General features: G+C 38.1%; 16 protein-coding genes. 11 read left to right on the top strand and 5 right to left on the bottom strand.

Annotated elements, in window-relative coordinates:
- Positions 1-62: 62 nt before the first annotated feature.
- The gene (locus VZD24_RS02950; protein ID WP_342686909.1) at positions 63-2834 is read right to left on the bottom strand and encodes a 2-oxoglutarate dehydrogenase E1 component; all 2772 of its coding nucleotides are present in this window, start codon (positions 2832-2834) and stop codon (positions 63-65) included.
- Between the two features lie 113 nt (positions 2835-2947).
- Between VZD24_RS02950 and VZD24_RS02955 the strand changes: the two genes are divergently transcribed.
- Positions 2948-3481, top strand: coding sequence for an alpha-ketoglutarate decarboxylase (locus VZD24_RS02955; protein ID WP_342686908.1), 534 nt, complete (start codon positions 2948-2950; stop codon positions 3479-3481).
- Here VZD24_RS02955 and VZD24_RS02960 read toward each other — a convergent pair.
- On the bottom strand, positions 3478-4452 hold the full coding sequence (locus VZD24_RS02960; protein WP_342686907.1) for a polyprenyl synthetase family protein: 975 nt from the start codon (positions 4450-4452) through the stop codon (positions 3478-3480). The two genes, VZD24_RS02955 and VZD24_RS02960, sit on opposite strands and share 4 nt — an antisense overlap.
- Before the next feature lie 158 nt (positions 4453-4610).
- Between VZD24_RS02960 and VZD24_RS02965 the strand changes: the two genes are divergently transcribed.
- The 8 genes from VZD24_RS02965 to VZD24_RS03000 all read left to right on the top strand — a co-directional run bounded on the left by VZD24_RS02965 (position 4611) and on the right by VZD24_RS03000 (position 15747).
- Complete coding sequence (locus VZD24_RS02965) at positions 4611-5222, top strand: TetR/AcrR family transcriptional regulator (RefSeq protein WP_279449863.1); 612 nt, start codon at positions 4611-4613, stop codon at positions 5220-5222.
- Entirely contained in the window at positions 5215-6594 is a 1380-nt protein-coding gene (locus tag VZD24_RS02970; RefSeq protein WP_342686906.1) for a TolC family protein, read from the top strand. The genes VZD24_RS02965 and VZD24_RS02970 overlap by 8 nt, the downstream gene beginning before the upstream one ends.
- A 38-nt stretch (positions 6595-6632) precedes the next feature.
- Positions 6633-7793 carry an efflux RND transporter periplasmic adaptor subunit gene (locus tag VZD24_RS02975; protein ID WP_279449861.1) on the top strand — a complete coding sequence of 387 codons (1161 nt, stop codon included), beginning with the start codon at positions 6633-6635 and terminating at the stop codon, positions 7791-7793.
- Between the two features lie 14 nt (positions 7794-7807).
- Positions 7808-11305 carry an efflux RND transporter permease subunit gene (locus VZD24_RS02980; RefSeq protein ID WP_342686905.1) on the top strand — a complete coding sequence of 1166 codons (3498 nt, stop codon included), beginning with the start codon at positions 7808-7810 and terminating at the stop codon, positions 11303-11305.
- A gap of 290 nt (positions 11306-11595) precedes the next feature.
- Positions 11596-13350 carry an aspartate--tRNA ligase gene (aspS, locus tag VZD24_RS02985; RefSeq protein WP_342686904.1) on the top strand — a complete coding sequence of 585 codons (1755 nt, stop codon included), beginning with the start codon at positions 11596-11598 and terminating at the stop codon, positions 13348-13350.
- A gap of 42 nt (positions 13351-13392) precedes the next feature.
- The gene (locus VZD24_RS02990; protein WP_342686964.1) at positions 13393-15189 is read left to right on the top strand and encodes a chloride channel protein; all 1797 of its coding nucleotides are present in this window, start codon (positions 13393-13395) and stop codon (positions 15187-15189) included.
- Between the two features lie 19 nt (positions 15190-15208).
- Entirely contained in the window at positions 15209-15454 is a 246-nt protein-coding gene (locus VZD24_RS02995; RefSeq protein ID WP_279449858.1) for a hypothetical protein, read from the top strand.
- 95 nt (positions 15455-15549) lie between these two features.
- Positions 15550-15747, top strand: a complete 198-nt coding sequence (locus VZD24_RS03000; protein WP_279449857.1) for a cold-shock protein — start codon at positions 15550-15552, stop codon at positions 15745-15747.
- Between the two features lie 82 nt (positions 15748-15829).
- Here VZD24_RS03000 and VZD24_RS03005 read toward each other — a convergent pair whose 3' ends face one another.
- The gene (locus VZD24_RS03005; protein ID WP_279450238.1) at positions 15830-16276 is read right to left on the bottom strand and encodes a nucleoside deaminase; all 447 of its coding nucleotides are present in this window, start codon (positions 16274-16276) and stop codon (positions 15830-15832) included.
- A gap of 107 nt (positions 16277-16383) precedes the next feature.
- Between VZD24_RS03005 and VZD24_RS03010 the strand changes: the two genes are divergently transcribed.
- On the top strand, positions 16384-18162 hold the full coding sequence (locus VZD24_RS03010; RefSeq protein WP_342686903.1) for a 1-deoxy-D-xylulose-5-phosphate synthase: 1779 nt from the start codon (positions 16384-16386) through the stop codon (positions 18160-18162).
- Between the two features lie 50 nt (positions 18163-18212).
- Here the strand turns inward: VZD24_RS03010 and VZD24_RS03015 are convergent, their stop codons facing one another.
- Positions 18213-20816, bottom strand: a complete 2604-nt coding sequence (locus tag VZD24_RS03015; protein ID WP_342686902.1) for a T9SS-dependent M36 family metallopeptidase — start codon at positions 20814-20816, stop codon at positions 18213-18215.
- 162 nt (positions 20817-20978) lie between these two features.
- Positions 20979-22310 (bottom strand): deoxyguanosinetriphosphate triphosphohydrolase, encoded by a 1332-nt coding sequence (locus VZD24_RS03020; protein ID WP_342686963.1) that lies wholly within the window; start codon positions 22308-22310, stop codon positions 20979-20981.
- Between the two features lie 173 nt (positions 22311-22483).
- Between VZD24_RS03020 and VZD24_RS03025 the strand changes: the two genes are divergently transcribed.
- Positions 22484-25258 carry a TonB-dependent receptor gene (locus VZD24_RS03025; RefSeq protein WP_342686901.1) on the top strand — a complete coding sequence of 925 codons (2775 nt, stop codon included), beginning with the start codon at positions 22484-22486 and terminating at the stop codon, positions 25256-25258.
- The last annotated feature ends 2 nt before the right edge of the window (positions 25259-25260 follow it).

The raw sequence follows: 25260 nt of genomic DNA on the forward strand, positions 1-25260 counted from the left end.
AACCTAGGTTTACAATTTTCTAATTTAAGTTATTTTGTTTTTCTACTAAAATTTTAGAAAAACTAATCCATATTTTTATCAAAAACGTTTTCAATTACTTTGGCATGACGCGCTTTTGATCTAACCGTACTACCAGCGGCCGGAGCTGCATACATTTTTCTGCTGCAAACTCTAAAGTTTCTGGCTTCTTCAAAATGCATAATAATATGCGAATAGGCGCCCATATTTCTTGGTTCTTCCTGTGCCCAAACTATATCGTCGGCATTTTTGTATTTTTTGAGAATCTTCTTCATGGCATCTATTAGCAACGGAAATAATTGTTCCACACGTACCAAAGCCACGTCATCTCGTTTAAGTTCCTCTCTTTTTTCAAGTAAATCGTAATAAAATTTTCCTGAAACAAAAACCAACGATTTTACCTTTGCCACTTTTGCCTCCGTATCGTCAATTAACAATTGGAAATTACCATTTGCAAATTCTTCCTTAGTTGAAACAACCTTTGGATGGCGCAGCAAACTTTTAGGTGTAAAAACAATTAATGGTTTTCGGTAGTCTGTTTTTAACTGTCTTCTTAAAAGATGAAATAAGTTTGCGGGAGTAGTTACATTGGTTACAAACATATTGTCTGTAGCACATAATTGCAGATAACGTTCCATTCTGGCCGAAGAATGTTCCGCTCCCTGACCTTCATATCCATGTGGTAAAAGCATTACCAATCCGTTTTGCAATTTCCATTTATCCTCTGCTGCCGAAATATATTGGTCTATCATTATCTGGGCACCATTGCTAAAATCGCCAAATTGTGCTTCCCAAATGGTAAGCGAATTTGGACTGGCCATAGCATAGCCATAATCAAAACCAACCACTCCGTATTCTGACAGTAGCGAGTTAAAAATATAAAACTCGCCTTGATCGCCCTGTAAATGATTTAGCAGAACAATTTCTTCTTCACTTTCTTCTACTTTAATAACCGCGTGGCGATGCGAAAAGGTTCCCCGTTCAACATCCTGCCCACTCATACGTACATCGTGCCCTTCGTTGAGTAACGACCCATATGCAAGAAGCTCGCCCATAGCCCAATCTAGCTTATTGTCTTCAAAATACATGGTGCGTCTTGCTTCAACGAGTCTGGTAATTTTTCTGAGAAACTTTTTATCCTCAGGCAATTTTGTTATTGCTTCGGCTATTTTATCCAGCTTTTTTAAGTTGAAAGTAGTATCAACCGGTTGCATCATTTTATCCTCTTCGGCATAATTATAGCCTTCCCATTCGTCTTGCATAAATGGAGTTATAGAAGTTTTATCTTCCTTTCTGGAATCTTCTAGATTTTCTTCTAATTTATCTTTGTATTCTTGCTCCAGCTTGTCTATGTAACCCTCGTCAATTACCCCTTCTTTAATTAATTTTTGGGCATAGATTTTACTTGGGTTATCGTGCTTGGCTATGGCTTTGTAAAGTTTTGGCTGCGTAAATCGCGGTTCGTCTCCCTCATTGTGGCCATATTTTCTATAACCTAACAAGTCGATAAAAACATCGCGACCAAATTCCATTCTAAAATCTAGGGCAAAAATCATTGCATGCACAACAGCCTCTACATCATCGGCATTTACATGAAGAATAGGTGAAAGCGTAACTTTACCCACATCTGTACAGTAAATGGAAGAACGCGCATCTAGGTAATTGGTAGTAAAACCAATTTGATTGTTCACTACTATATGAATGGTTCCTTGGGTTTTATAGCCGTCTAGCTGTGCCATTTGCACAATTTCATATACAATTCCTTGACCGGCAATTGCGGCATCTCCGTGTACGATTATTGGTAAAACCTTATTTGGATTGTCTTTATGATGGTCGTCTTGTTTTGCGCGCGTAATACCTTCAACCACTGCCCCTACTGTTTCCAAGTGTGAAGGGTTTGGAGCAATGTTTAAATTAATTTCTCTTCCAGATTCGGTTTTGCGTTTTGAGGTCCAACCTAAATGATATTTTACATCGCCGTCAAAAATATCCTGTGCATAGTCCTTCCCATCAAATTCGCTAAAGATGTCCTTAGCGCTTTTGCCAAAAATATTAGTCAGGGTACTTAAACGTCCACGGTGAGCCATTCCCATTACAAACTCCTCTACACCTTTTTCGGCGGCACTTTCAATTAAGGTGTCTAATGCTGGAATTAAACTTTCGCCACCTTCTAGTGAAAATCGTTTTTGACCAACGTATTTTGTATGAAGAAAACTCTCAAAAGCTACGGCTTCATTAAGTTTTTTTAGAATGTGCTTTTTATGTTCGTTAGTAAAATTAGGCTGATTATCATGTACATTCAATTTTTGCTGAATCCACTGGATTTCGTTCGGTTTACGAATATACATGTATTCAATTCCGATAGAATCGCAATAAATACTTTCAAGATGTTTTATAATATCTTCGAGTGTAGTATCGCCAATGCCCAATATTTCACCCGCCCTAAATGTTGCTTTTAAATCGTGCTGCGAAAGCCCAAAATTTTCTATAGCTAAAGTAGGTGTATATTTTCTGCGATCTCTAACTGGATTCGTTTTTGTAAAAAGGTGCCCTCGGGTTCTATACCCATCAATTAATTTCACAACCTGAAATTCCTTAATTACATCTGCGCAGATGGCGCCAACATCGTATTCAGGCGTTTCTGCCGGTTCGGTAGTGCCAAAAAATTCGTGTGCACTATTTTCAGAACCGAAATCGAACCCTTGAAAAAATGCTCGCCAACTTGGCTCAACACTGTCTGGGTACTGTAAATATTTTTCGTAGAGTTCTGCGATTTGTGTTGGGTGAATCGCGTTTAAGAAAGAAAATTTATCCATGATAAATGTACAAATGAGTCGTTTTGATAAAACGGTACAAAAATACAACAATTACACAAACTACCCGACTTGATTTTATATATTTATAGCTAGAAAATCTTAAAGTATTCATAATGCGAAAGTCCAAATTGTGGTGTAATGGAAGTTTATGTTTTATAATATTTTTACTTTTTGGAACCTCCTCCATTTTTAGCCAGAACAATAAAAGTGATTTTTGGCAACACGTACGTTTTGGAGGCGGAATTGGGCTTAGTTTCGGCGACGGTTTTTTTAGCGGAACACTTGCTCCGAGTGCTATTTATGAATTTAACGATCAATTTGCTGCCGGCGTGGCGCTAAATGGCACCTATGCCAGTTTAAAAAACAATAACAATGCAACAATTTTAGGAGGAAGCATATTGGCTCTCTATAATGTAATTCCCGAAATTCAACTCTCGGCAGAATTTGAAGAATTAAATGTAAACCGAACCTATAAATATTTGGGCAGCCCAGACGTAACAACCAATTACTGGTATCCCGCCCTATTTCTTGGCGCTGGTTTTAGAAGTAATAACTTTACAATTGGCGTGCGGTACGATGTGCTTTTTGATGCAGATGAAAGCATTTACGCAAGTGCTTTTGCGCCATTTGTACGTGTGTATTTTTAAACCTTCCGTTTCATTAAATCTCTTCCAAATTCGTGAAGTATTTCTTTTTTATCTGCCGAAATATTAATTGTATCTAAAAGCGAATACGCTAATTGACTATATTTTTCTATTTCGGCTTGTGTTGCTTCGGCAGCGCCAGAGGCCAAAAACAGTTCTTTTACGGTATTTATTTTATCAGTTGGATCTTTCGGATTTATGCTGTAAAGATGTTCCAATTCTTCCGATTGCGTTGTAGAACCTTCCCCAACGGCCATTAAATACAAAAATGTTTTTTTATTCGAAATAATATCGCCACCCACCTGTTTTCCGAAGGTTTCTGGATTTCCAAATACATCCAAATAATCGTCCTGCAGTTGAAAAGCTATACCCAAATTTCTACCAAATTCATAAATTTTATCTTTATCGGTTTCCGAAACTTCGGCCACGATAGCACCCATTTTCATCGCCGCCCCCAACAAAACAGCCGTTTTATGGTCTATCATTTTTATATATTCCACCAAGGCTACGTCATCCCGGGTTTCAAAATCCATATCGTGCTGCTGCCCTTCGCAAACCTGCAAGGCAGTTTCGCTAAAGAGTTTTGCCAATTCGTGAAACATTTTAGGTTCGTAGTTTTCAAAAAATCGGTATGCTAAAATTAGCATAGCATCGCCAGAAAGAATGGCGGTGTTCACATCCCATCTTTCGTGTACCGTTTGTTCACCTCTTCGCAATGGAGCATTGTCCATAATATCATCGTGAATTAGCGAAAAATTATGAAACAATTCTACAGCCAACGCAGCGCTTATCGCTTTTTTAAAGTCGGTGCCAAAAAAATCGCACACCATTAATGTTAACGCCGGCCTAATTCGCTTTCCACCCAGCGCAAGTATATAGGCTATAGGGTCGTAAAGTTGGCGTGGCCCCTTTTCGGGAACTGCATTTTTAAGATGGGAATGAAGCGCCGTATTATATTTTTTTAAAATTTCCATGCGTTAAAAATAAATTTTGGCTAAAGTAAAACAAGCTAAGCGAATGCCCACAATTTATGTGGAAAATTAGCAGGCCTGTTAAGTTTCTGTTAATAAAATAAAACTAAGGAAACTATAATTGTTTTTAGAGTTTCCACAACCTACCTTTGCACCCGATTATGAAGAATAAAATTATTGAAAAAGCAACTGAGCTTTTTCTAAAACTTGGTTTTAAAAGTGTTACAATGGACGATATTGCCAACGAAATGGCAATTTCAAAAAAAACCATTTACACGCATTTTAAAAACAAAACAGCTCTTGTAAAGGAATGTACTTGCACTGTCATGCACGGCATTACTGATGGGATAGACGAAATTCGTTCACAAAACCAAAATCCGATTATAGAACTTTTTGAAATAAAGAAGTTTGTAATGTACAAAATTGATAACGACCACTCCTCTCCCCAATTTCAATTACAAAAATATTATCCCGAAATAAGTGGAAACCTTAAGGCAAACCATTTCGAAAAAATGATGGAATACACCCGAAATAATCTTCGCAGAGGTATAGAACAAGGCCTTTATCGAAGCAATATTAATATTGAATTTATAGCGAGATTGTATTTTTTGGGCATTCACGGTATAAAAGATCAAAACCTTTTTCCTCTCGAAAAATTTTCGATCAAATTCGCCAACGAAGAATATCTCGAATATCATTTAAGAGGAATTGTAACATCTGAAGGATTCAACACACTAAATAAATTCATTAAAGCGCATCAAACCAATGACTAAAAAACTTTTATTTTTCAGTTTTGTACTTACTTTTTCTTTAGGCTTTTCGCAGCAAAATAAAGACTACAGTTTTAGTTTACAAGAAGCCATTACCTTTGCGCTAGATAGTAATTACACCTCAATTAATGCACGACGCGATATTGCCAAGGCCATTAAGCAAAAGTGGGAAACCACGGCACAAGGGCTCCCACAAATAGACGGTACTGTTAGCTATCAAAATAATTTAAAACAGCCCGTAACCTTAATTCCCGGCGAGTTTGGCGGCGGCGAACCCGGTACTTTTACGCCGGTAACCTTCGGAACAAAACAAAATGCAAATGCCGTAGCTACCCTAAACCAACTTATTTTTGACGGAAGTTATCTGGTGGGTTTAAAGGCAGCAAAAGCATTTTTGAGATTTTCTGAAAACGCAAACGAAAAAACCCGGCTCGAAGTAAGAAAGGGCGTAATTAACGCCTACGGAAGTGTGCTCTTAGCTCAGGAATTAGTGGCCATTTTCGAAAAAAACAAAACAAATCTTGAAGACAACCTATTTGAAACTAGAAAAATTTTTGAAAATGGTTTAACAGAAGAAGAAAATGTTGAACAGCTCGAAATTACACTACTCGATATTGAAACCCAGCTAAGCAATGCCCGTCGTAGTCAGAAAATTGCAAAGCAAATGTTTAATCTCGCCTTAGGAATTGACGTATTTACCCCGGTAATTTTAACCGACAGTTTGGATGAACTTGCAGATAACAACATTAGCCTAACGCTATTAGATGCCTCTTTAAATATTGAAGACAATGTAGATTATAAAATTGCGTATAATCTTACCGAACAGCGCTTTTTTGAAATGCGTCTTGAAAAAAGTAAATATCTGCCCCGACTTTCGGCCTTTGTAAATTATGGTACTTCTGCCAATAGCAACGATTTTAGTTTTTTTAACGGCGACCAAAAATGGTATCAATCTTCGGTTTTGGGAGTAAGTTTAAACATTCCCATTTTTAGTAGCGGGATGCGCAGCGCCAGCACCCAACGCGCCCAAATTGCTTTAGAGCAAGCAAAAACCGATTTTGAACAGAGCAAACAACAAATAAAATTAGATCTTACCTCAGCCAGAAGCAATTATCAATTCGCGATTGAAAATTATAAAAACTCCAAGAAAAATCTCGCCTTGGCAGAGCGTATTGAAAACAAAAACCAAATTAAATTTACAGAAGGATTAGGTGCCAGTTTCGATTTGCGCCAAGCTCAGACACAGTTATACACGGCCCAACAGCAATATTTTCAATCTATGTTTCAAGTGATAAACGAAAAAGCAAATCTTGAAACTGTTTTAAATATTCCGCAGCTTCGTATAGATTCAGAAACTATTAAAAAACAGTACTAAAACTTTTAAAATTCAACTTAAAGCGAAAATTCAAACTAATGAAAAAAGCACTTCTATCACTACTAATAATCGCCATCTTTGCTTCTTGCGGCAATGACAAGAAATCGGTAGATGCCGTGATTGACTCTGGCAATCTTTCGGCCGTAAAGGCCAAAAGAACCGAACTGAATAAGCAGCAACGCGAACTAAAAAGTGAAATTGACAAGCTGAATGAATATATAGAAACACACGAAAAGAAAGAGCGTCCTGCACTAATAACTGCCGAGGTTATAAAAGATACTATTTTTAAACACTACGTAGAAGTACAAGGAAACGTAGCTACAGACCAAAATGTAGTGCTAAATGCCGAATATTCTGGAGTGCTCACAAACATATATGTGAAGGAAGGCCAAAATGTAACAAAAGGGCAGCGTCTTGCCAAAATTGATGACGGAGGGCTTTCAAGTCAAGTGGCACAACAAGAAGCACAATTGGCCTTGGCAAAAACCACTTTTGAACGCCAACAGCGACTTTGGGAACAGAAAATAGGTTCCGAAATTCAATTTCTACAAGCAAAAACCAATTATGAAGCTGCAAAAAATGTAACCAACCAATTGCGTTCTCAGTTGGGAAAAACAATAATTACAGCGCCATTTAGCGGCATTGTAGATGAAATTATTTCAGATCAGGGTCAAGTAGTAATTCCCGGTCAAAGTCCCATTATTCGCTTGGTGAATTTGAACAATATGTATGTAAAGGCCGCCATTCCGGAAACCTATTTAAAAAACATAAAAAAAGGAACGCAGGTAAAAGTAAAATTAGCTTCAATAAATGCCGAGTTTGAAGGCACCGTTAGCCAAGTGAGCAACTACATTAATCCCAACAACAGAAGTTTTGAAATTCAGGTTGAAATCCCGAATAAAGACGGGTTAGTAAAACCAAACCTTATTGCAGTAGTAAAAGTGAATGATTACAGCGCAGAAAACGCCATAACCGTTCCAGAGAATATTTTGCAGGAAAATGCGGCTGGCGAAACCATAGCATTTTTATACCAACCTATAAATGATACTGTGGGGGTTGCAAAACGTGTATTGCTAGAAACCGGACTTTCTTATGAAAACCACACAGAGGTAAAATCGGGACTTAAAAAAGGCGATACCATTATTAAAGAAGGCGCAAAAACCCTTCGCGATGGCCAGAAAGTAACCATTAAAAACTAAGAAACCTTTGCACCATGAGCAAAAACCCGTATAAAGAATTTAGTATATCGTCTTGGGCCATCGACAATAAAATGACCGTTTATGTAGTAATGGCCATTGTTTTATTTCTGGGTGCCATTGCCTATTACACCATGCCGCGCGAGGCTTTTCCAGAAATTATCGAAACCAAAATTTACGTTTCTTCTGTAAACCCCGGAAACTCCGCAGAAGATGTTGAAAAATTTATCACCGAGCCTTTAGAAGAAGAATTTAAAGACGTAGGCGGTGTAAAGGAAATTACCTCAACTACCCTTCAGGATTATTCTATTATTATTGTTGAATTTGAAGAGTCTGTAGATATTCCAGTAGCAAAACAATTGGTTAAAGACAAGGTAGATCTTGTAAAAGCCGAAACTACTTGGCCTACCCTAACCAATGGCGGAAAGGTAGAACCCAACGTTTTCGACTTAAATTTTTCGGAAGAAATGCCTATCTTAAATATTAACCTTACAGGCGATTATCCTGTACAACAGTTAAAAGACTACGCCGAATATCTTCAAGATAAAATTGAATTACTCCCCCAAATAAAAGAGGCCACCATTCGCGGTGCCGAAGAAAAAGAAGTTGAAGTTGCCGTAGATATTTATAAAATGACGGCTTCGCAAGTTAGTTTCGACAATATTATAAATGCAATAAAGGGAGAGAACAGCACCATTTCTGGCGGAAATATTATCACCAATGGCGTTCAGAAAAACATTCGTATTACCGGCGAAATTAAAAATCCGAAAGAGCTCGAGGATGTGGTGGTTAAAAAAGATGACGGAATTATTTTCCTAAAAGATATAGCCGATATAAAATTTCAAGAAAAAGACCCTACTACCTATGCACGCGAGTACGGGGAACCTGTAGTAATGCTCGATGTAAAAAAACGGGCGGGAAAAAACATGATCGAGGCTGTAGAACAAATTAAAAAAATTGTAGCCGAAGAACAGGAAAATTACTTGCCAAAAAGCCTCGACATTACGCTAACCAACGATCAATCTATTAAAACCGAAAACCAAGTAAACGATTTGGTTAACAACATTATATTCGGAGTAATTTTAGTAGTGTTGGTGCTAATGTTTTTCCTGGGCTTTAGAAATGCATTATTTGTAGGTTTCGCCATTCCGCTATCCATGTTGATGTCGCTGGTTATTCTTTCGGCTTTGGGCTTTACGCTAAATACAATGGTTCTCTTTGGGCTCGTTATGGGGCTGGGAATGCTTGTGGATAACGGAATTGTAGTAGTAGAAAACGTTTATACATTAATGAGTGAAGGCCTATCGCCACGAAAAGCTGCCAAACAAGGAATGGGCGAAATTGCTTGGCCCATTATTGCTTCAACCGCAACTACCTTGGCCGCATTTTTCCCACTTGGTCTTTGGCCAGGCACCATCGGGAAATTTATGATATACTTTCCCATTACCCTCTCGGTAGTGCTTTCGTCTTCGCTTTTTGTGGCACTGATCATTAACTCTATGCTTACTTCGGTTTTTATGAAAACTGAAGAAGAACCTATGACAAAAAAGAAACTTATCCGTTGGAGTTTAATACTGCTAGGGGTTGGTATATTGCTTGTAATTGCTGGTTTTGCAATAGATGTTGCTGCATTCCGCGGTTTTGGAAATTTAGCAATACTCACCGCCATAATGCTCTGGGTTTATAAATATTTTTTAGTTGGAGCCGTAGATTATTTTCAATACAAAGCACTGAAAAAACTAGAGAATTTCTATGAAAAAATTCTAAAATACGCCTTGCGCGGAAAAAAAGCCTATGTGTTTTTCTTCGGCACGGTTATTTTGTTATTTATGTCTTTTATTTTGGTGTATTTAGTTCAACCCAAAGTACTTTTCTTCCCCGAAAACGAACCCAACCAGATTATTACCTATATAGAATATCCACAGGGTACCGATATTGAAAAAACCAACGAGCTCACCAAACGCGTTGAACAACGCGTTTTTGACGCCATTGCCAAATATGAAGACGATGGCTATAATTATATGGTAGAGTCTGCTATTTCGCAGGTGGGCCAAGGGGCCGGAAACCCACAGACCGATGGAGGCCAAAGCAATGAAATGCCGCAAAAAGGAAAGATAACTCTTTCCATGCGCGATTATCAATTGCGTCGTGGCGTAAAAAGTAGTGACGTTTTGGAAGAAGTTCGGGAGGCGGTAAAAGGTTTTCCAGGGGCTTCAATTATTGTAGAAAAGGACGCTGCCGGACCACCCGTAGGCTACCCTATTAATATTGAATTGATTGGCGAAAATTATGAAGAAATGCTTCGCGAAGCCGAAAACCTACGGTCGTATATTGAAGGCTTAGGCATAAGCGGAATTGAAGAATTAAAAATAGACGTTAACAAAAGTAAACCGGAAATGGATGTTACCGTTAACCGCGAAAAAGCAGGACAATTGGGTATTTCTACAGGGCAGATTGGCTTAACCCTTCGTCGTGCTATTTTTGGCGAAGAAGCTTCAACCTATAAAGATGGCGACGACGATTACGAAATAAATGTTCGGCTTTCAGACAAATCTCGTTACGATGAAAGTGCCCTTTTTAACCAACCCATAACCTTTAGAAATAACCAAGGGAAAATTGTGCAGATACCCATATCGGCAATGGTTACAAAAAACAATACTGCCTCTTTCAGCTCAATTAAACGAAAAGACTTAAAACGAACCATAACCGTATATTCAAACGTTATTGGAGGCTATAATGCTACCGAAATTGTAAATGATCTTAAGGTTGAATTGCAAAATTATGATCTGCCAAAAGATATAAATCTTGTATTTACTGGCGAACAAGAAGAGCAAGCAGATAATATGGGCTTTCTCTTATTGGCACTATTTTATGCTATGGGCGGCATTTTGCTTATCCTGGTAGCACAATTTAATAGCCTCTCAAAACCAATGATTATCTTAACATCGGTTATTTTAAGTTTGGCCGGAGTATTTCTTGGTCTGGTAGTTTTTCAAATGGATTTCGTGGTAATTATGACTATGATGGGTATTATTTCACTTGCTGGAATTGTAGTTAATAACGCGATTGTTCTTATAGATTACACCCAAATTCTCATTGACCGTAAAATGTTTGATCTACAAATGGATGAAGACCAAATGCTTACCAAACGCCAGTATTTTCAATTAATAGTTGCAGGAGGAAAGTCGCGTTTGCGCCCTGTTTTGTTAACGGCAATTACAACTGTTTTGGGTCTTATTCCTTTAGCGATTGGGTTTAATATAGATTTCTTCGGGTTATTTACAGATTACAGTCCGAATATTTACATTGGCGGAGACAACGTTATTTTCTGGGGGCCACTCGCGTGGACGGTAATCTTCGGTTTAATATTCGCCACATTCCTAACTTTAATTGTGGTTCCGGTAATGTTTTATCTGGTTAACCGCGCCAAAATAAGGTTTTACAAAAAACGAAGGCTAAAAGAGTTAAAAAAACAAAGAGCAAAAGATGCTACCTATAATAACCGCATAGCGTAATAAACATTTCATCTATATAAAATCCCTTTGTATCAGTAATGCACAAAGGGATTTTTTTGTTTTTTGTTGTAAAGTTTTAAAAATGAAAATGGCAGATTTGAAGTAAAAAGAATAATCCACACGATAAAAAACACCATTAATCGTAACAATTAAAAAAACTTTCAGGCTTTTCTTTTAAAAATATTCGCGTATTCGTGGCAACCCGTGCTCTAAAATAATAATCGCTGCAAAACCACAACAATTCATTTAATACTTACTAAATTTGCCCTCTCAATTTTTTTCAGAATAAAATGTACAGAACGCACAACAACGGCCAGCTTCGCGCGGCAGATATCAACAAAGAAGTAACCCTTGCGGGATGGGTACAAAAAACCCGCGACAAAGGTTTTATGGTGTGGGTTGACCTTCGCGACCGCTATGGCATCACCCAACTTATTTTTGACGAAGAAAGAACTTCAAAAGAAGTAATTGAAAAAGCCACAAAATTAGGTCGTGAGTTCGTAATTCAAGTAAAGGGAACCGTTATTGAGCGCGAATCTAAAAACCCAAACATACCTACCGGCGATGTGGAAATTTTAGTTTCCGAATTAAATATTCTGAATGAGTCTCAAACTCCACCCTTCACCATAGAAGATGAGACCGATGGCGGCGAAGATTTACGAATGAAATATCGCTACCTCGACATTCGCAGAAAGCCGGTGCGCAAAAATTTAATATTCCGCTCAAAAGTTGCCATTGCCGTACGCAATTATTTGGCAAATGAAGGTTTTGTTGAAGTGGAAACGCCGTATTTAATAAAATCTACTCCCGAAGGAGCACGTGATTTTGTGGTGCCTTCACGAATGAATGAAGGTCAGTTTTATGCCTTACCACAGTCGCCCCAAACTTTTAAGCAATTGCTAATGGTTGGCGGTTTGGATAAATATTTCCAAATAGTGAAATGTTTCCGCGACGAAGATCTCCGCGCAGACAGACAGCCAGAATTTACGCAGATAGATTGCGAAATGGCTTTCGTGGAGCAAGAAGATATTCTAAATGCGTTTGAAGGGTTAACAAAACATCTTTTAAAAGAAATAAACGGCGTAGAAATTTCGGAATTCCCTAGAATGACGTACGACGAAGCCATGGCGAAATACGGAAACGACAAACCCGATATACGCTTTGGGATGGAATTTGGCGAGTTAAACGCCGTGGCAAAGCACAAAGATTTTAATGTTTTCAATCAAGCAGAATTAGTAGTAGGAATTGCTGTTCCCGGTGGAAACACTTTTACAAGAAAAGAAATAGACAAATTAATAGACTGGATTAAACGTCCGCAGATTGGCGCTTTAGGAATGGTTTATTCACGTTGTAACGATGACGGAACTTATAAATCTTCCGTAGATAAATTTTACGATCAGGAAGATTTGGCAAAATGGGCTGAAATTACAGGAGCTAAACCTGGCGATTTGGTTTGTGTACTTTCTGGAGATAAAAATAAAGTTCGTACGCAATTAAGCGCATTGCGAATGCATTTAGCCGAAGAACTCGGTCTGCGAAAAAGCGACGAATTTGCACCACTTTGGGTAGTAGATTTCCCATTGCTGGAATGGGATGAGGATACAAATCGCTACCACGCAATGCACCACCCTTTCACCTCTCCAAAACCTGGGCAATTGGAACTTTTAGACACCAATCCCGGTGAAGTTAAGGCTAATGCATACGATTTAGTACTAAACGGAAACGAAATTGGCGGTGGTTCAATTAGAATTCACGATAGAAAAACACAAGCGCTGATGTTCGATTATTTAGGATTTACTCCAGAAGAAGCGAAAGCTCAATTCGGCTTTTTAATGGATGCCTTTCAATACGGTGCGCCACCACACGGCGGAATTGCTTTTGGTTTAGACAGGTTGGTTGCAATTTTAGGTGGGCAGGAAACCATTCGCGACTTTATCGCCTTCCCAAAAAACAATGCGGGCCGCGATGTAATGATTGATGCACCCGCGCCCATAGATAACAAACAACTTGAAGAACTTCATTTAAAAGTTGAAATAAAATCTTAAATAAAAATCCTGCAAATGCAGGATTTTTTGATAGCTTTAGGGATGCCAACGCAAAAACGCAACGTACTAACCCGGTTTTTAATCTGGAGGATTAAACACATACCGCATAAGCAGTTTGTTTTTATTCTAGCTATTGCTGTTGGACTTCTGGCAGGTATTGGAGCGGTAATCTTAAAAAACCTAACCCACCTGATTCAAGATTTATTGCAGGGAAAGCTTATTGCTCATTATCAGACAGCATTCTATTTTATTTTTCCGCTTATCGGACTTACATTGGCATATTTGGCAATGCGCTATATTATTCGCCATAAAGTAAGCCATGGAATTCCGTCAACACTCTATGCTATTTCAAAACGCAAAGGATTTATGCGGCCATTTCAAATGTTTGGAAGTTTAATTACCGCGCCCATTACGGTAGGTTTTGGAGGTTCTGTTGGTCTTGAAGGCCCAACAGTGGCCACAGGTGCTGCAATTAGCTCCAACCTAGCGAGGTTTTTCCATATGAACCAACCTACCCGGACACTATTAATTGGCTGCGCGGGTGCGGGAGCTATGTCTGCTATTTTTAAGGCTCCTATCGCTGCTATTATTTTTGCCGTGGAAGTATTTAGCTTGGACCTCACCCTAATTTCTATGGTGCCTCTCCTTTTGGCATCGGTTTCGGCAATTACTACTTCGTATTTCTTTTTAGGATCAGACGTTTTGTTGCCGTTTAATATTACCGAAAAATTTACAATTAACGATATTCCGTTTTACATATTACTGGGTTTGGTCGCATCTATGGTGTCTATTTACTACACGAAGATGTATTCGAAAATTCAGGATTTTTTCGAAAAAATAGCATCGCCTATTAAGCGATTGTTAATTGGTGGGATTGGCCTTGGCATTCTGGTCTATTTTATTCCTCCATTGTATGGCGAAGGTTTCGATATAATAAACAATTTGGTACAAGGAAACCCAAATGCTGCACTGGAAAACAATTTTTTCAATTTAGATCTTTCCAGTATTTGGGTGGTTATTTTGTTGTTAGCAGGATTGGTTGTGTTTAAAATTATTGCAAGCGCCCTAACTTTTGGCGCAGGAGGTGTTGGGGGTATTTTTGCACCAACGCTATTTATGGGAAGTATTATGGGAAATTGTTTTGCGAAAATTCTCAATAATATTGGCCTATTGAATAATCCCGTTTCAGAAAGCAATTTTACGTTAGTTGGAATGACGGGGCTAATGGCTGGGGTGCTTCATGCACCATTAACAGCTATATTTTTAATTGCCGAAGTTACCGGTGGGTACGAACTGTTTATCCCGCTAATGGTTACGGCTGCCATTTCATTTTCACTGACAAAATTTTTTATTCCACATTCCGTTTATACAATGGAACTCGGACGAAAAGGAGATCTTATTACCCACGACAAAGATCATGCAGTGCTAACCTTAATGGATATTGAAACAGTTATAGAGCGCGATTTTATAGTTATTTATCCCAAAATGACCCTTGGCGAAATGGTACATCAAGCGGTGGTTAAATCTAAAAGAAATCTCTTTCCGGTACTCAGTAAAGATTCCAATACATTGGAAGGTATAATTCTGCTGGACGATCTGCGGCCCATTATGTTCGATCAAAAGTTATACGACAAAATAAGTGCGCGCGAATTAATGCACAATCCACCAGGAGTAATAGATTTGCACAAAGATAAAATGACCGAGGTAATGAAAAAATTTCAAGACACGGGAGCCTGGAACCTACCGGTTATAAATGACGGAAAATATTACGGTTTCGTTTCAAAATCGAAATTACTTACCGCTTATCGCCGAAAACTAATAGATTTTTCAGCTAAATAATTTTGAAAACCATTCTTCTATGAAATACATTCTTATCGTATTATTTTTTGCTGTACTCATTGGTCTAGGCACTGGCTTTTATATTAAATTGAATGACGAGGCCACTGGAAATTTAATTATCGGACTTAGTTTAATGGCCGGATTTTTTTTATTAATGCCACTATTTATTTACCACAGATGGAAAAATAGAAGTGTTAAAGACTATATGCTTACCAAAGAAAATATAAAAAAAATGCAGGATTATCAAAAAGATAAAAAGATATAAATGCATTGTATGTTTCAAAATTTTTTGATTTCGTTAACACTTAAAATCAAAAAATTATACATTTGTACTTAATCAATAATTATTTTTTATTTAAAATGGAAGGAACAGTAAAATTTTTTAACGAATCTAAAGGCTATGGTTTTATCACTAACGATGAAACTGGAAAAGACATTTTTGTACACGTAACCGGCTTAAATGGTGAAGCGCTAAACGAAGGCGACAAAGTAGAATATGTTGAAGAAGAAGGTCGAAAAGGAACTGTTGCGGCTCAAGTTCGCGTTATTCACGATTAAGGAATAACTAAAGATTTGTAAAAAGCCTTTCATTTTCTGGAGGGCTTTTTTGTTGGTACTAAAGCACGATAGCTTGTAACACTTATTTAGATCTTTTTTCTATAAAAAATTGCTTTAACAACTGCGAAGATTCCGCAGCCAAAACTCCTCCCGTCATTACAGTTTTTGGATGTAGCCTCGTATTTAATGCTATACATCCCCGCTGTTCATCCCTAGCCCCATACACAATTTTCGAAATTTGGCTCCAAAACAAAGCTCCTGCACACATTTGGCAGGGCTCAATTGTTACATAAAGCGTGCAATCTAGTAAATACTTACCTCCCAAGTAATTTGCCGCTGCAGTTATAGCTTGCATTTCGGCGTGGGCGGTTACATCATTTAAAGTTTCGGTTAGGTTATGCGAACGGGCAATAATCTGATTGTTTATTACAATTACCGCCCCGATAGGAATTTCGTCTTTTTCATAGGCCATTTCAGCTTCTTGCAAGGCGCGTTTCATAAAATAAGTGTCGTCTAAGGGATCTATTATACTCAAGATTTCAGTTTTTAAATCGGCTTTATAAAAAACGAAATTACGAATTAACAAATTAACGAATTCATCAATTAACAAATTCCCATAAACTGTATCTTTACAGCGTGCGAAAAAACATATTAAATACCATTAATTTTCCAAAAGATCTGCGAAAAATTCCGAAGGAAAATTTACCACAGTTAGCCAAAGAGCTACGTGAATTTATCATAAATATTATTGCTACAAAAGAAGGCCACTTAGGCGCAAGTCTTGGTGTTGTGGAACTTACTATTGCACTTCACTATGTGTTTAACACGCCCGATGATGTTTTGGTGTGGGATGTTGGCCACCAAGCTTACGGACATAAAATTTTAACAGGCAGAAAAGAAATTTTCCACACCAATAGGCAGTTGGGAGGTATTAGCGGTTTCCCAAAAAGAGCCGAAAGCAATTATGATACTTTTGGCGTAGGGCATAGTAGTACTGCAATTTCTGCAGCCTTGGGAATGGCAATTGCCTCGCGATTAAACGGCGAAAATACCCGACAGCATATTGCCGTTGTTGGCGATGCCTCGATTGCTAGCGGCATGGCTTTTGAAGCCTTAAACCACGCAGGGGTTACCGATACAAATCTTTTGGTAATATTAAACGATAACGCTATTGGCATAGATCCCAGCGTAGGTGCGTTAAAGGAATATTTTACCAAGGTGAAAGGCAAGGGAGCAAAAGATGCCGACAATATATTTGAAGCCTTAAATTTTAATTATACCGGACCCATAGATGGCCACAATTTAAATTTAATAATTTCCGAACTGGAAAGATTAAAAGCGGTTTCGGGTCCAAAAGTGCTTCATTTAATTACTACGAAGGGAAAAGGGCTACGGCAAGCCGAAGAAAACCAAGTAGTGTATCACGCGCCCGGTAAATTTGACGCGCTTACTGGCGATCTGGCACCAAAAAGCAAGCAAATGGAGCCGCCAAAATTCCAAGATGTTTTTGGAAAAACTTTGGTGGAACTGGCATCGGAAAATGAAAAAATTATAGGTATAACACCAGCAATGCCAACGGGAAGTTCATTAAAATTTATGATGGATGCATTTCCGAAACGCGCCTTTGACGTAGGAATAGCAGAACAACATGCCGTAACCTTTGCAGCGGGTTTAGCTACGCAAGGTTTTTCAGTATTTTGCAATATTTATTCTACCTTTTTACAACGTGCATACGACCAAGTAATTCACGATGTATGTTTACAAAAAATTCCGGTGATTTTCTGCTTGGATAGAGCTGGAATTGTAGGTGAAGATGGTGCCACCCATCATGGAATATTCGATTTGGCATATTTAAATTGTATTCCGAATCTCATCATTTTTGCGCCCCGCAACGAAATTGAATTGCGGAATATAATGTTTACCGCACAAAAGGGGTTGAAACTACCTATATTTATACGATATCCTCGCGGCAAAGGAACTATTTTAGACTGGAAGAAACCATTTAATAAAATTGAAATAGGACTTGCAACGGTGCTACGAGAAGGCAGTGATATTGTAGTTTTAAGCATAGGTACTATGGCAAACAATGTTGTGCGTGCAATAGATATGCTCCCATCTTCACAACAAAATAAAATTGGCCTAGTTGATATTCGGTTTTTAAAACCATTGGACGAAAACTTGCTTCATAAAATTTTCAAACAATATAAAACAATCCTTACTATTGAAGATGGTACTATTCTTGGCGGTTTAGGAACTACGATTGTAGCTTTTGCTTCAAAACATAACTATAAAAACCCAATAGAAATTTTAGGAATTCCGGATGTTTTTCCGGAACACGGTTCGGTTGCAGAGCTACAAGACCTTTCGGGTATTTCTTCAGAAAAAATACACAAAACTCTCAAAAAGTATATATAAAAAAAAGAGGCTCTTTCGAACCTCTTTTCTTTTTATTAACTAACTAATAATTAGTTGATAATTAATTTAGTTGTCTGTGAACGATCTCCACTTGAAATTTGCATTAAGTAAATACCGGCATTCAACTGGCTTGCATTTACATTAGCAGAAGTGTGAAGTTCAAGTTGCTGTGTAAACACTTTTCTTCCATTCATATCAAAGATAGAAACAGTTGTTTCGCCTACATCTATACGAGACTTAATAGTAATCTCACCATTTGATGGGTTTGGATAAACTATAAAGTTGTTTTCTAAGGTTCCGTTATCAGAAGTACCCAAGATACAATCTACCGGCACATCAAATGCTTCAGTACCGTCGGCTCTACTATTAGAGCTTCCTTGCGTAGCACTTAAACCAAGACCTCTTTTTGCAAAGGCTCTCCAAATAATACATCTGTTAGCACCGCCATTAGCAATTAAATCTGCTTCAAGGATAGCATCACGACCGTCTATAAAACCTGGACTACATGGTTGCAATTTCATACCGTCAAGTATAAGTTGCATAGATATATTGTTTCCGCCTGTTCCGTTGTAAAGATCGGCATCAAAACCGTGTTCATCTATCAAGTCCCAAGTTAAATCCCACAACATTGTGGCCCAAACCGAACCAACACCGTGAGGAACAGATTGTGTTTTAATATCGTCATAGGTAAAATCGTTTACCGCAAAGTCTGAACTGTATGGCTTTGTTCTTAATCCCATACCCGCAACACCTTGTCCCAGTGCATAGGTTCCCGTTCCACGTGCGTCAAATCTGGTATCGCCAGGTTTCATTGTTAAAATAAAACCTAGATAATCGCTCCATCCTTCACCCATTTGTTCTTGATTCTGAAGACAACCGGCAGATAAACGGCCACCCGTTAAACGGTTAGAAACACCGTGTCCATATTCGTGAGCAACAATACCATTATCTAAATCGCCATCGCGTTGAAAGTTATCGGTACCCGATCCATCATCAACCAACGTAGCGTTTATTGTATCTCCGTTTAAAAGCGAAGCAATAAGTGCTTCTCCATCTGTTTTGTAAATCATAAGAGCAGGAATTGTAATTTGTGTACCATTACCGCCCATTACAATAGGATCTGTCGGAACATCGTTAACGATAATTACCGCTATGGCACCTTCGTTTTGTGCATTGAGCACCTTTACGGTAAAGTTACATTCACCTCTTCTAATAACAGCTATTTTTCCTGTTATTGCTCCACCATTCGTAATATTATCACATCCGTCATTTGCATCGGTTGAAGGTCCAGAGTTATCATCCTCTACAACTACAAGATCTGCAGTTATGGGTGTAGTTGTAAGTGGTGGCGCAAAGTTAGAATCCATGGCGTAATACTGTCCAGCCAATGGCCCATTGTTTACTGTTAAAAATGTACCTAATACAGTACCTGGAGCGCTCCATAAATACATCTGCATTCTTGGTGCACCACCGTCTGGAGGAGTTCCAAAGTTTGCGTTATTAATTCCGCTTCCATCTTGTGCATCTGCAAAAACATAATCGCCTGCACCTGGGGCACCGGTATAGTTATTTACCTGGAAATTACCGCTTGCTTCATCAAAACCGTAGTGGTACATAACATCGTGCATCATATTATTCATATAGAATAAATTGGTTATTGCACCATCGGTAAATGCATTCGGGTGTTGAGGAAGATTAAAAGGAAAATCAAAAGTAAGGGTTGGCCCACCTTCTGCTCTTGCACCAGATCCGTTGTTACCATTTTTATCTTCCTGAGCAATTACATTGTTACCACGAGTGTATGTAAATTCTTCTCCAGCAACGCCGTCTATATCGTGCCATCCAAAAGGAGAAGCAACAGCATCTGAAGGGTCATTAATTAGTTGGTCTGGACCATTGTGTGGCCCTAGTTGTGGCAAAGGAAAAACGCGATACGTTGCGTTAGCCAAAGTAGTAATTGGCATGGTGGCTTCACTTTTGGTACCTTCTAATACGCTTCTGGTACTTGCGTGTGAATGTGCTTCCGATCCAAAATTACAACTTACAACCCAGTCCATTGTCTCTAACAATTCGCCAGTCATAGCATCAATGCGTACGCTGTAGTAATGCGAAGCATCTAATAAAGAAATACTTAGATCCCAAGCTAGCTTTAAAGTGCCAGATTCTTCCATTTTTTGATACACCAATTCAACAGGAATATTTTCCAAAGAAATTGATCCATTAGAGAAAATGTAGCTGTGGTCTGTAACAGTTTCTAGCAAATTTAAATTTGTAGGACTCTGTAAACCCAAAGCAGTGGCGGCTTTAGCTATCGCGTTCACCGCAGAAATAGAAGGAGTAGTACTATTTACTTTTGCCGAAATATTTTCGATAAAAGAAACTTTAGCACTGTAAACCGCTCCATCCTTAATTACAAAAGGAGAGGTAGAATTAAAAACTTTTATTCCTTGGTGGCGCTGTTCAACATATACATTATGCGCCTGCATATTTTTTGAAAAACTCTGCGAAGCAATTGTTACATCCGCAATATCCTGCGGTTGTAGCGAATGCATCGATCGATTTTGCTGAAGGTACGTTTTTACCAAATTGTTGTAATCCTGCGCATAGGTTACATTTACAACAAAAATGATAAGTAAGTAAAGAACTTTTTTCATAAGCTTTAAATTAAATTTTAGGTGGTTTTAGTTTAGAAATAATCTTTCTAGAAATGTTGTTAAAATTTCCTCAAATAAAAGGAATGCTAAAAATATCATAAATTGCCAATATATCAGCCCAATCGGCACTATTTAACATTTAACATCGGTCTAAAGAGATACTTAGTGCATCTCTCCTTTTATTTTCTGAAAAATTTGAAGCGCATTGCCATCCGTTAATCGCGAAATATAATTGCAACATTCCATTAAGTAATTATACACAGAAACCGAAGTATCTACTTGAAAATCTATTGTTCGAAGTAAAAGTAAATCGTATTGTCGTTCGCTATTATTGCTCAGATTTTCAAATGCTGTCGTAAAATTTTCCAACAGGGTCGTTAATATATTGTACCCCGCAATTTCCTTTTCGGTAACTTCGGCGCTTTGGTACACTTTTTCAATGCTAATTTTTATGATATCGGCAATTTGCACTTTATATACACTTTTGTCGAGTAACGCTTCAGAAAAAGTGCCTTTTAATATTTCATCCTCATTTTCAATAAAAATTTTTGCTGCTTCTGCAATCAAGGTATTTATGGCAAGTGCCCGTAAATATGCCAATCTATCCTGCGATGTTTTTAACGCCGAATAAACATCTTTCTTTAATGTAGCGCGTACTAAGTTTATTAAATATTCCAAGGCAATGTCTTCATCTATTAGCCCCAGGTTTATTCCGTCTTCAAAATCTATTAAGGTGTAGCAAATATCATCGGCAGCTTCGACCAAGTACGTTAACGGATGGCGTGAATACCTACCGTTTCCTTGATTTAAAAGTCCTAAGTCTGAAACTACTTCCTCAAAGAAAGTAGTGTCGCTTTGAAAAACGCCAAATTTTTTATCGGCAACGTGTGTGGTGGGTTTGTGAGGCAACGATTGTTTTGGGTATTTCATAAATGCGCCCAACGTGGCAAAAGTAAGTCGAAGACCTCCTTCCACTCCATTTTTAGACTGCGTTAAAATTTTAAATCCATTGGCATTGCCTTCAAAAGCAACTAAATCCTGATATTGTTTTTCGGTGAGTTTATCTTTAAAACGTTTGCCGTTTCCGTTTAAAAAGTAATCGCCAATTGCTTTTTCACCACTGTGTCCAAAAGGAGGGTTGCCTATATCATGTGCAAGCGCCGCCGCCGCAACAATGGCTCCAAAATCGTTAAATTGAAACCCGTGCACATTTTGCAATTGGGGATGCTTTTTTAAAATTGCTTTACCCACCGTTCGGCCCAAAGAGCGGCCTACGACCGATACTTCCAAACTATGGGTTAAGCGCGTATGTACAAAGGAGGTTTTAGACAATGGAATAACCTGCGTCTTGTCCTGTAAACTTCGGAATGCCGCCGAAAAAATTACACGGTCGTAGTCTACCTCAAACCCCAACCGAGTTTCGTCTTCTTCAATCCTAAGTCTTTTGTTTTTATCTCCCTGCTTTTTTAGTGAAAGCAGCTGTTCCCATTGCATCATAATATGTAAAAATTTGGTAGGCAAGATACTATTTTCAGGAGGCAATTCAATCATTTTTTTTCAATTGACTTAACATATAGCTAACCCTAACTTGACTAATTGGTAATGGCCAATTAACACAATTTTTACACACGCCTGGTTTCTTTGCACCAACAAATCAAACGACAAAAATGAAAACAATTTTAAAACTAACTTTTTACTTTGTTACCGCAATAACCTTTGCGCAGCAAAATGGAACAATTGCGGGAAAACTTACCGATACGCAATACAATAATGAACCACTACCTTTTGCAAACGTTTTTATAAAAGGAACTACAATAGGCGTAACTTCAGATTTTGACGGCTTATATAAAATTGGGAATTTAAAACCCGGATTTTACAATTTAGTATTTAGCTATGTGGGATACGAAACGGTTGAAATCCCCCATGTAGAAGTTACTGCAAACAATGTTACTAATATAGATGTACCCATGAAAGCGAGTGCCGCTGCCCTCGATGAAGTAGTAATTAAAACGCAGGTACGTAGAGAAAGTGAAGTAGCATTATTGCTTGAGCAAAAGAAAGCTACAACTATTAAAGAAAGTATTGGCGCCGAACAATTGTCTAAACTAGGAGTTTCAAATGCTGCTGGTGCCACAACCAAAATTTCGGGTGTTTCAAAAACCGATGGAAGTGGTGATATTTTTGTACGCGGCCTAGGGGATAGGTATTTATCCACCACTTTAAACGGTCTTCCTATTCCTTCAGATAATATTGAAAGAAAAAACATAAATCTCAACCTTTTTCCTACCCGTTTAATTGAAAGTATTGATATAAGTAAAACTACCTCGCCAAAACTATCGGCAGATCAAGCTTCGGGAAATATTGATATAAATACTAAACAACTTTCAAAACGCTCACTTTTATCGGCCAGCGCAAGCACTTCAATAAATACCAATGTTACAAGCAATGGTGTATTTAACAATTTTAAAGTATCGCCAAATTACCGAGATGTTTCATTTGGTTTTTATAACAAAAATATTGCGACAAGCAGGGCAATTGTAGCACAAAGCTGGAATCCACAAACCGTAGCTTTTCCTGTAAACAAATCGTTTTCTTTAAGTGTTGGGAAGCGGCTTGGCGATAAGCTTAGCGTTTTACTTACCGCAGGACAATCTGAAAGTTTTGAATATAGCGAAGGTGCCTTTGCACAATACCGCTCAAACTTTTTAGACGATATGATTCCCGATGCAATAAATTGGAAAAAAGAAGTAGCAACTTCTGGCTTATTTCACCTTAGGTTTAGAGCAAATGACAACAACAATTTAAAGTTCAACTCACTATTAATTAATAAGATTGAAGACGAAGTTTTTGAGGGTGGCCGCGCTGGCGAAGCCGTAATTTACGAAGAAACCGATCCCGAAGAAGGCCTATCACAATTTATTCGAGACCAAAATTTAAAGAAGACTTTGCTCTCTGTAACGCAACTTAGTGGTGAGCACAACTTTGGTGAAAAAAATGAAGTGCAGTGGGCCGCTGGCTACAATTATTTAAGCGCAGACGAGCCTAACCGTATTAGAAACGAAGTTAATTTTAACGATCAAATTGTCCAACTTGGACGCACCGGTGGTTTTCAACAGCGCAAAAGTGTTCAAAAAATTGAAGATATTGAATACAATGCGCGCTTAAATGGTGTATTTAAAATTATTGACCAAGAAAAAGATCAATTTTATATTAATGCAGGAGCTACTCACAGAAATAAAAGCCGCGATTTTGGTTCGCAATTTTTTGGGGTAGAAGAAACCATCACCAACGCTGTAAACCCTTCATCGATTGATGATATTTCAGAAATTTTTACGTCACAAAACTTCAACAATGGACTTTTAAAACGAAACTCGCTGTCGCCCGATTTTTATCGCGGTGAATTAAATAGCACTGCGGGTTATGCCAATTTTACGGGTGTTCGTGGCAACTTCACCTTACAAGCCGGATTGCGATTTCAGACCGATAATATTTTTGTGAATTGGGATGTAAATAACTACGCAGGACGCATTGGTGATGTATCAAAAGATTACAACCGAATATTTCCATCGTTTAATATAAAATACAATTTGAGCGAAAAGCACAGCATCCGTTTTGCTAATAGCTATACAACTACACTTCCCGAATTTAAAGAAATTGCTCCTTTTGAATATGTTTCGCCAGTTGGGCAAGTTACCCGAGGAAACCCAAATATTGAGGCTTCCTTAAACAGAAACTTCGATTTAAAGTGGGAGTTTTTTCCTTCGCGCGATCAATTGCTGTCACTTACCGGATTTTACAAGTTAATTGAAGACCCTATTAATAAAGTGCAGGACAGAGGTTCGGCAGGAGTATTTTCATATTTCAATGCAGGCGATGAAGCAACTGTGTACGGTTTTGAAGTTGAAAGCCGTATAAATTTAATTTCGGGCGACGAACAACCAAATTTAAAACTAAATGTAAATGCTTCAAGAATGTGGCATAAACAAGATTTAAAAGAAGTGTATGACAACGCAGGTAATTTTGTAAGAACATTTCGGTACAAAGGATTAACTGAAACCGGCCTACAAGGAGCTTCAGATTGGATAGTAAACGGAGCTTTAAATTTTAATACCAATACAAACAATCCCTTTGAGGCAACACTTTCTGCCAATTATGCCTCCGATAGAATTTACGCCTTGGGCGCCCCCGAGTTTCAATCGTCTGGCGATGTAAATTACAACGATGCCATCGTGGAAAATGGCGTTGTAACCCTCGATTTAATTCTGAAGAAAAAACTAACCAAAAATTTAAAAATAGGTGTTTCAGGAAAAAATATTTTAAACCCCCAAATAAAAAGAACCCAACTAATAAAACCGAGTACCACAAATATTGAAACTAAAGAAACGGTTCTCTCTTACACCCGTGGTACGCGCTTAGGCTTAAATATCAACTATACTTTTTAACA

It is taken from the genome of Aequorivita flava, from assembly GCF_038742595.1.
Classification (GTDB): Bacteria; Bacteroidota; Bacteroidia; order Flavobacteriales; family Flavobacteriaceae; genus Aequorivita; species Aequorivita marisscotiae.

What these genes read in the sequence shown, in the direction of transcription:
- VZD24_RS02955 (WP_342686908.1), top strand. Translation starts at nt 2,948, where the DNA reads ATGCGAAAGTCCAAATTGTGGTGTAATGGAAGTTTATGTTTTATAATA.
- VZD24_RS02960 (WP_342686907.1), bottom strand. Translation starts at nt 4,452, where the DNA reads ATGGAAATTTTAAAAAAATATAATACGGCGCTTCATTCCCATCTTAAA.
- VZD24_RS03015 (WP_342686902.1), bottom strand. Translation starts at nt 20,816, where the DNA reads ATGAAAAAAGTTCTTTACTTACTTATCATTTTTGTTGTAAATGTAACC.
- VZD24_RS02990 (WP_342686964.1), top strand. Translation starts at nt 13,393, where the DNA reads ATGCCAACGCAAAAACGCAACGTACTAACCCGGTTTTTAATCTGGAGG.
- VZD24_RS02965 (WP_279449863.1), top strand. Translation starts at nt 4,611, where the DNA reads ATGAAGAATAAAATTATTGAAAAAGCAACTGAGCTTTTTCTAAAACTT.
- VZD24_RS02970 (WP_342686906.1), top strand. Translation starts at nt 5,215, where the DNA reads ATGACTAAAAAACTTTTATTTTTCAGTTTTGTACTTACTTTTTCTTTA.
- VZD24_RS03000 (WP_279449857.1), top strand. Translation starts at nt 15,550, where the DNA reads ATGGAAGGAACAGTAAAATTTTTTAACGAATCTAAAGGCTATGGTTTT.
- VZD24_RS02950 (WP_342686909.1), bottom strand. Translation starts at nt 2,834, where the DNA reads ATGGATAAATTTTCTTTCTTAAACGCGATTCACCCAACACAAATCGCA.
- aspS (WP_342686904.1), top strand. Translation starts at nt 11,596, where the DNA reads ATGTACAGAACGCACAACAACGGCCAGCTTCGCGCGGCAGATATCAAC.
- VZD24_RS02975 (WP_279449861.1), top strand. Translation starts at nt 6,633, where the DNA reads ATGAAAAAAGCACTTCTATCACTACTAATAATCGCCATCTTTGCTTCT.
- VZD24_RS03025 (WP_342686901.1), top strand. Translation starts at nt 22,484, where the DNA reads ATGAAAACAATTTTAAAACTAACTTTTTACTTTGTTACCGCAATAACC.
- VZD24_RS02995 (WP_279449858.1), top strand. Translation starts at nt 15,209, where the DNA reads ATGAAATACATTCTTATCGTATTATTTTTTGCTGTACTCATTGGTCTA.
- VZD24_RS03020 (WP_342686963.1), bottom strand. Translation starts at nt 22,310, where the DNA reads ATGCAATGGGAACAGCTGCTTTCACTAAAAAAGCAGGGAGATAAAAAC.
- VZD24_RS02980 (WP_342686905.1), top strand. Translation starts at nt 7,808, where the DNA reads ATGAGCAAAAACCCGTATAAAGAATTTAGTATATCGTCTTGGGCCATC.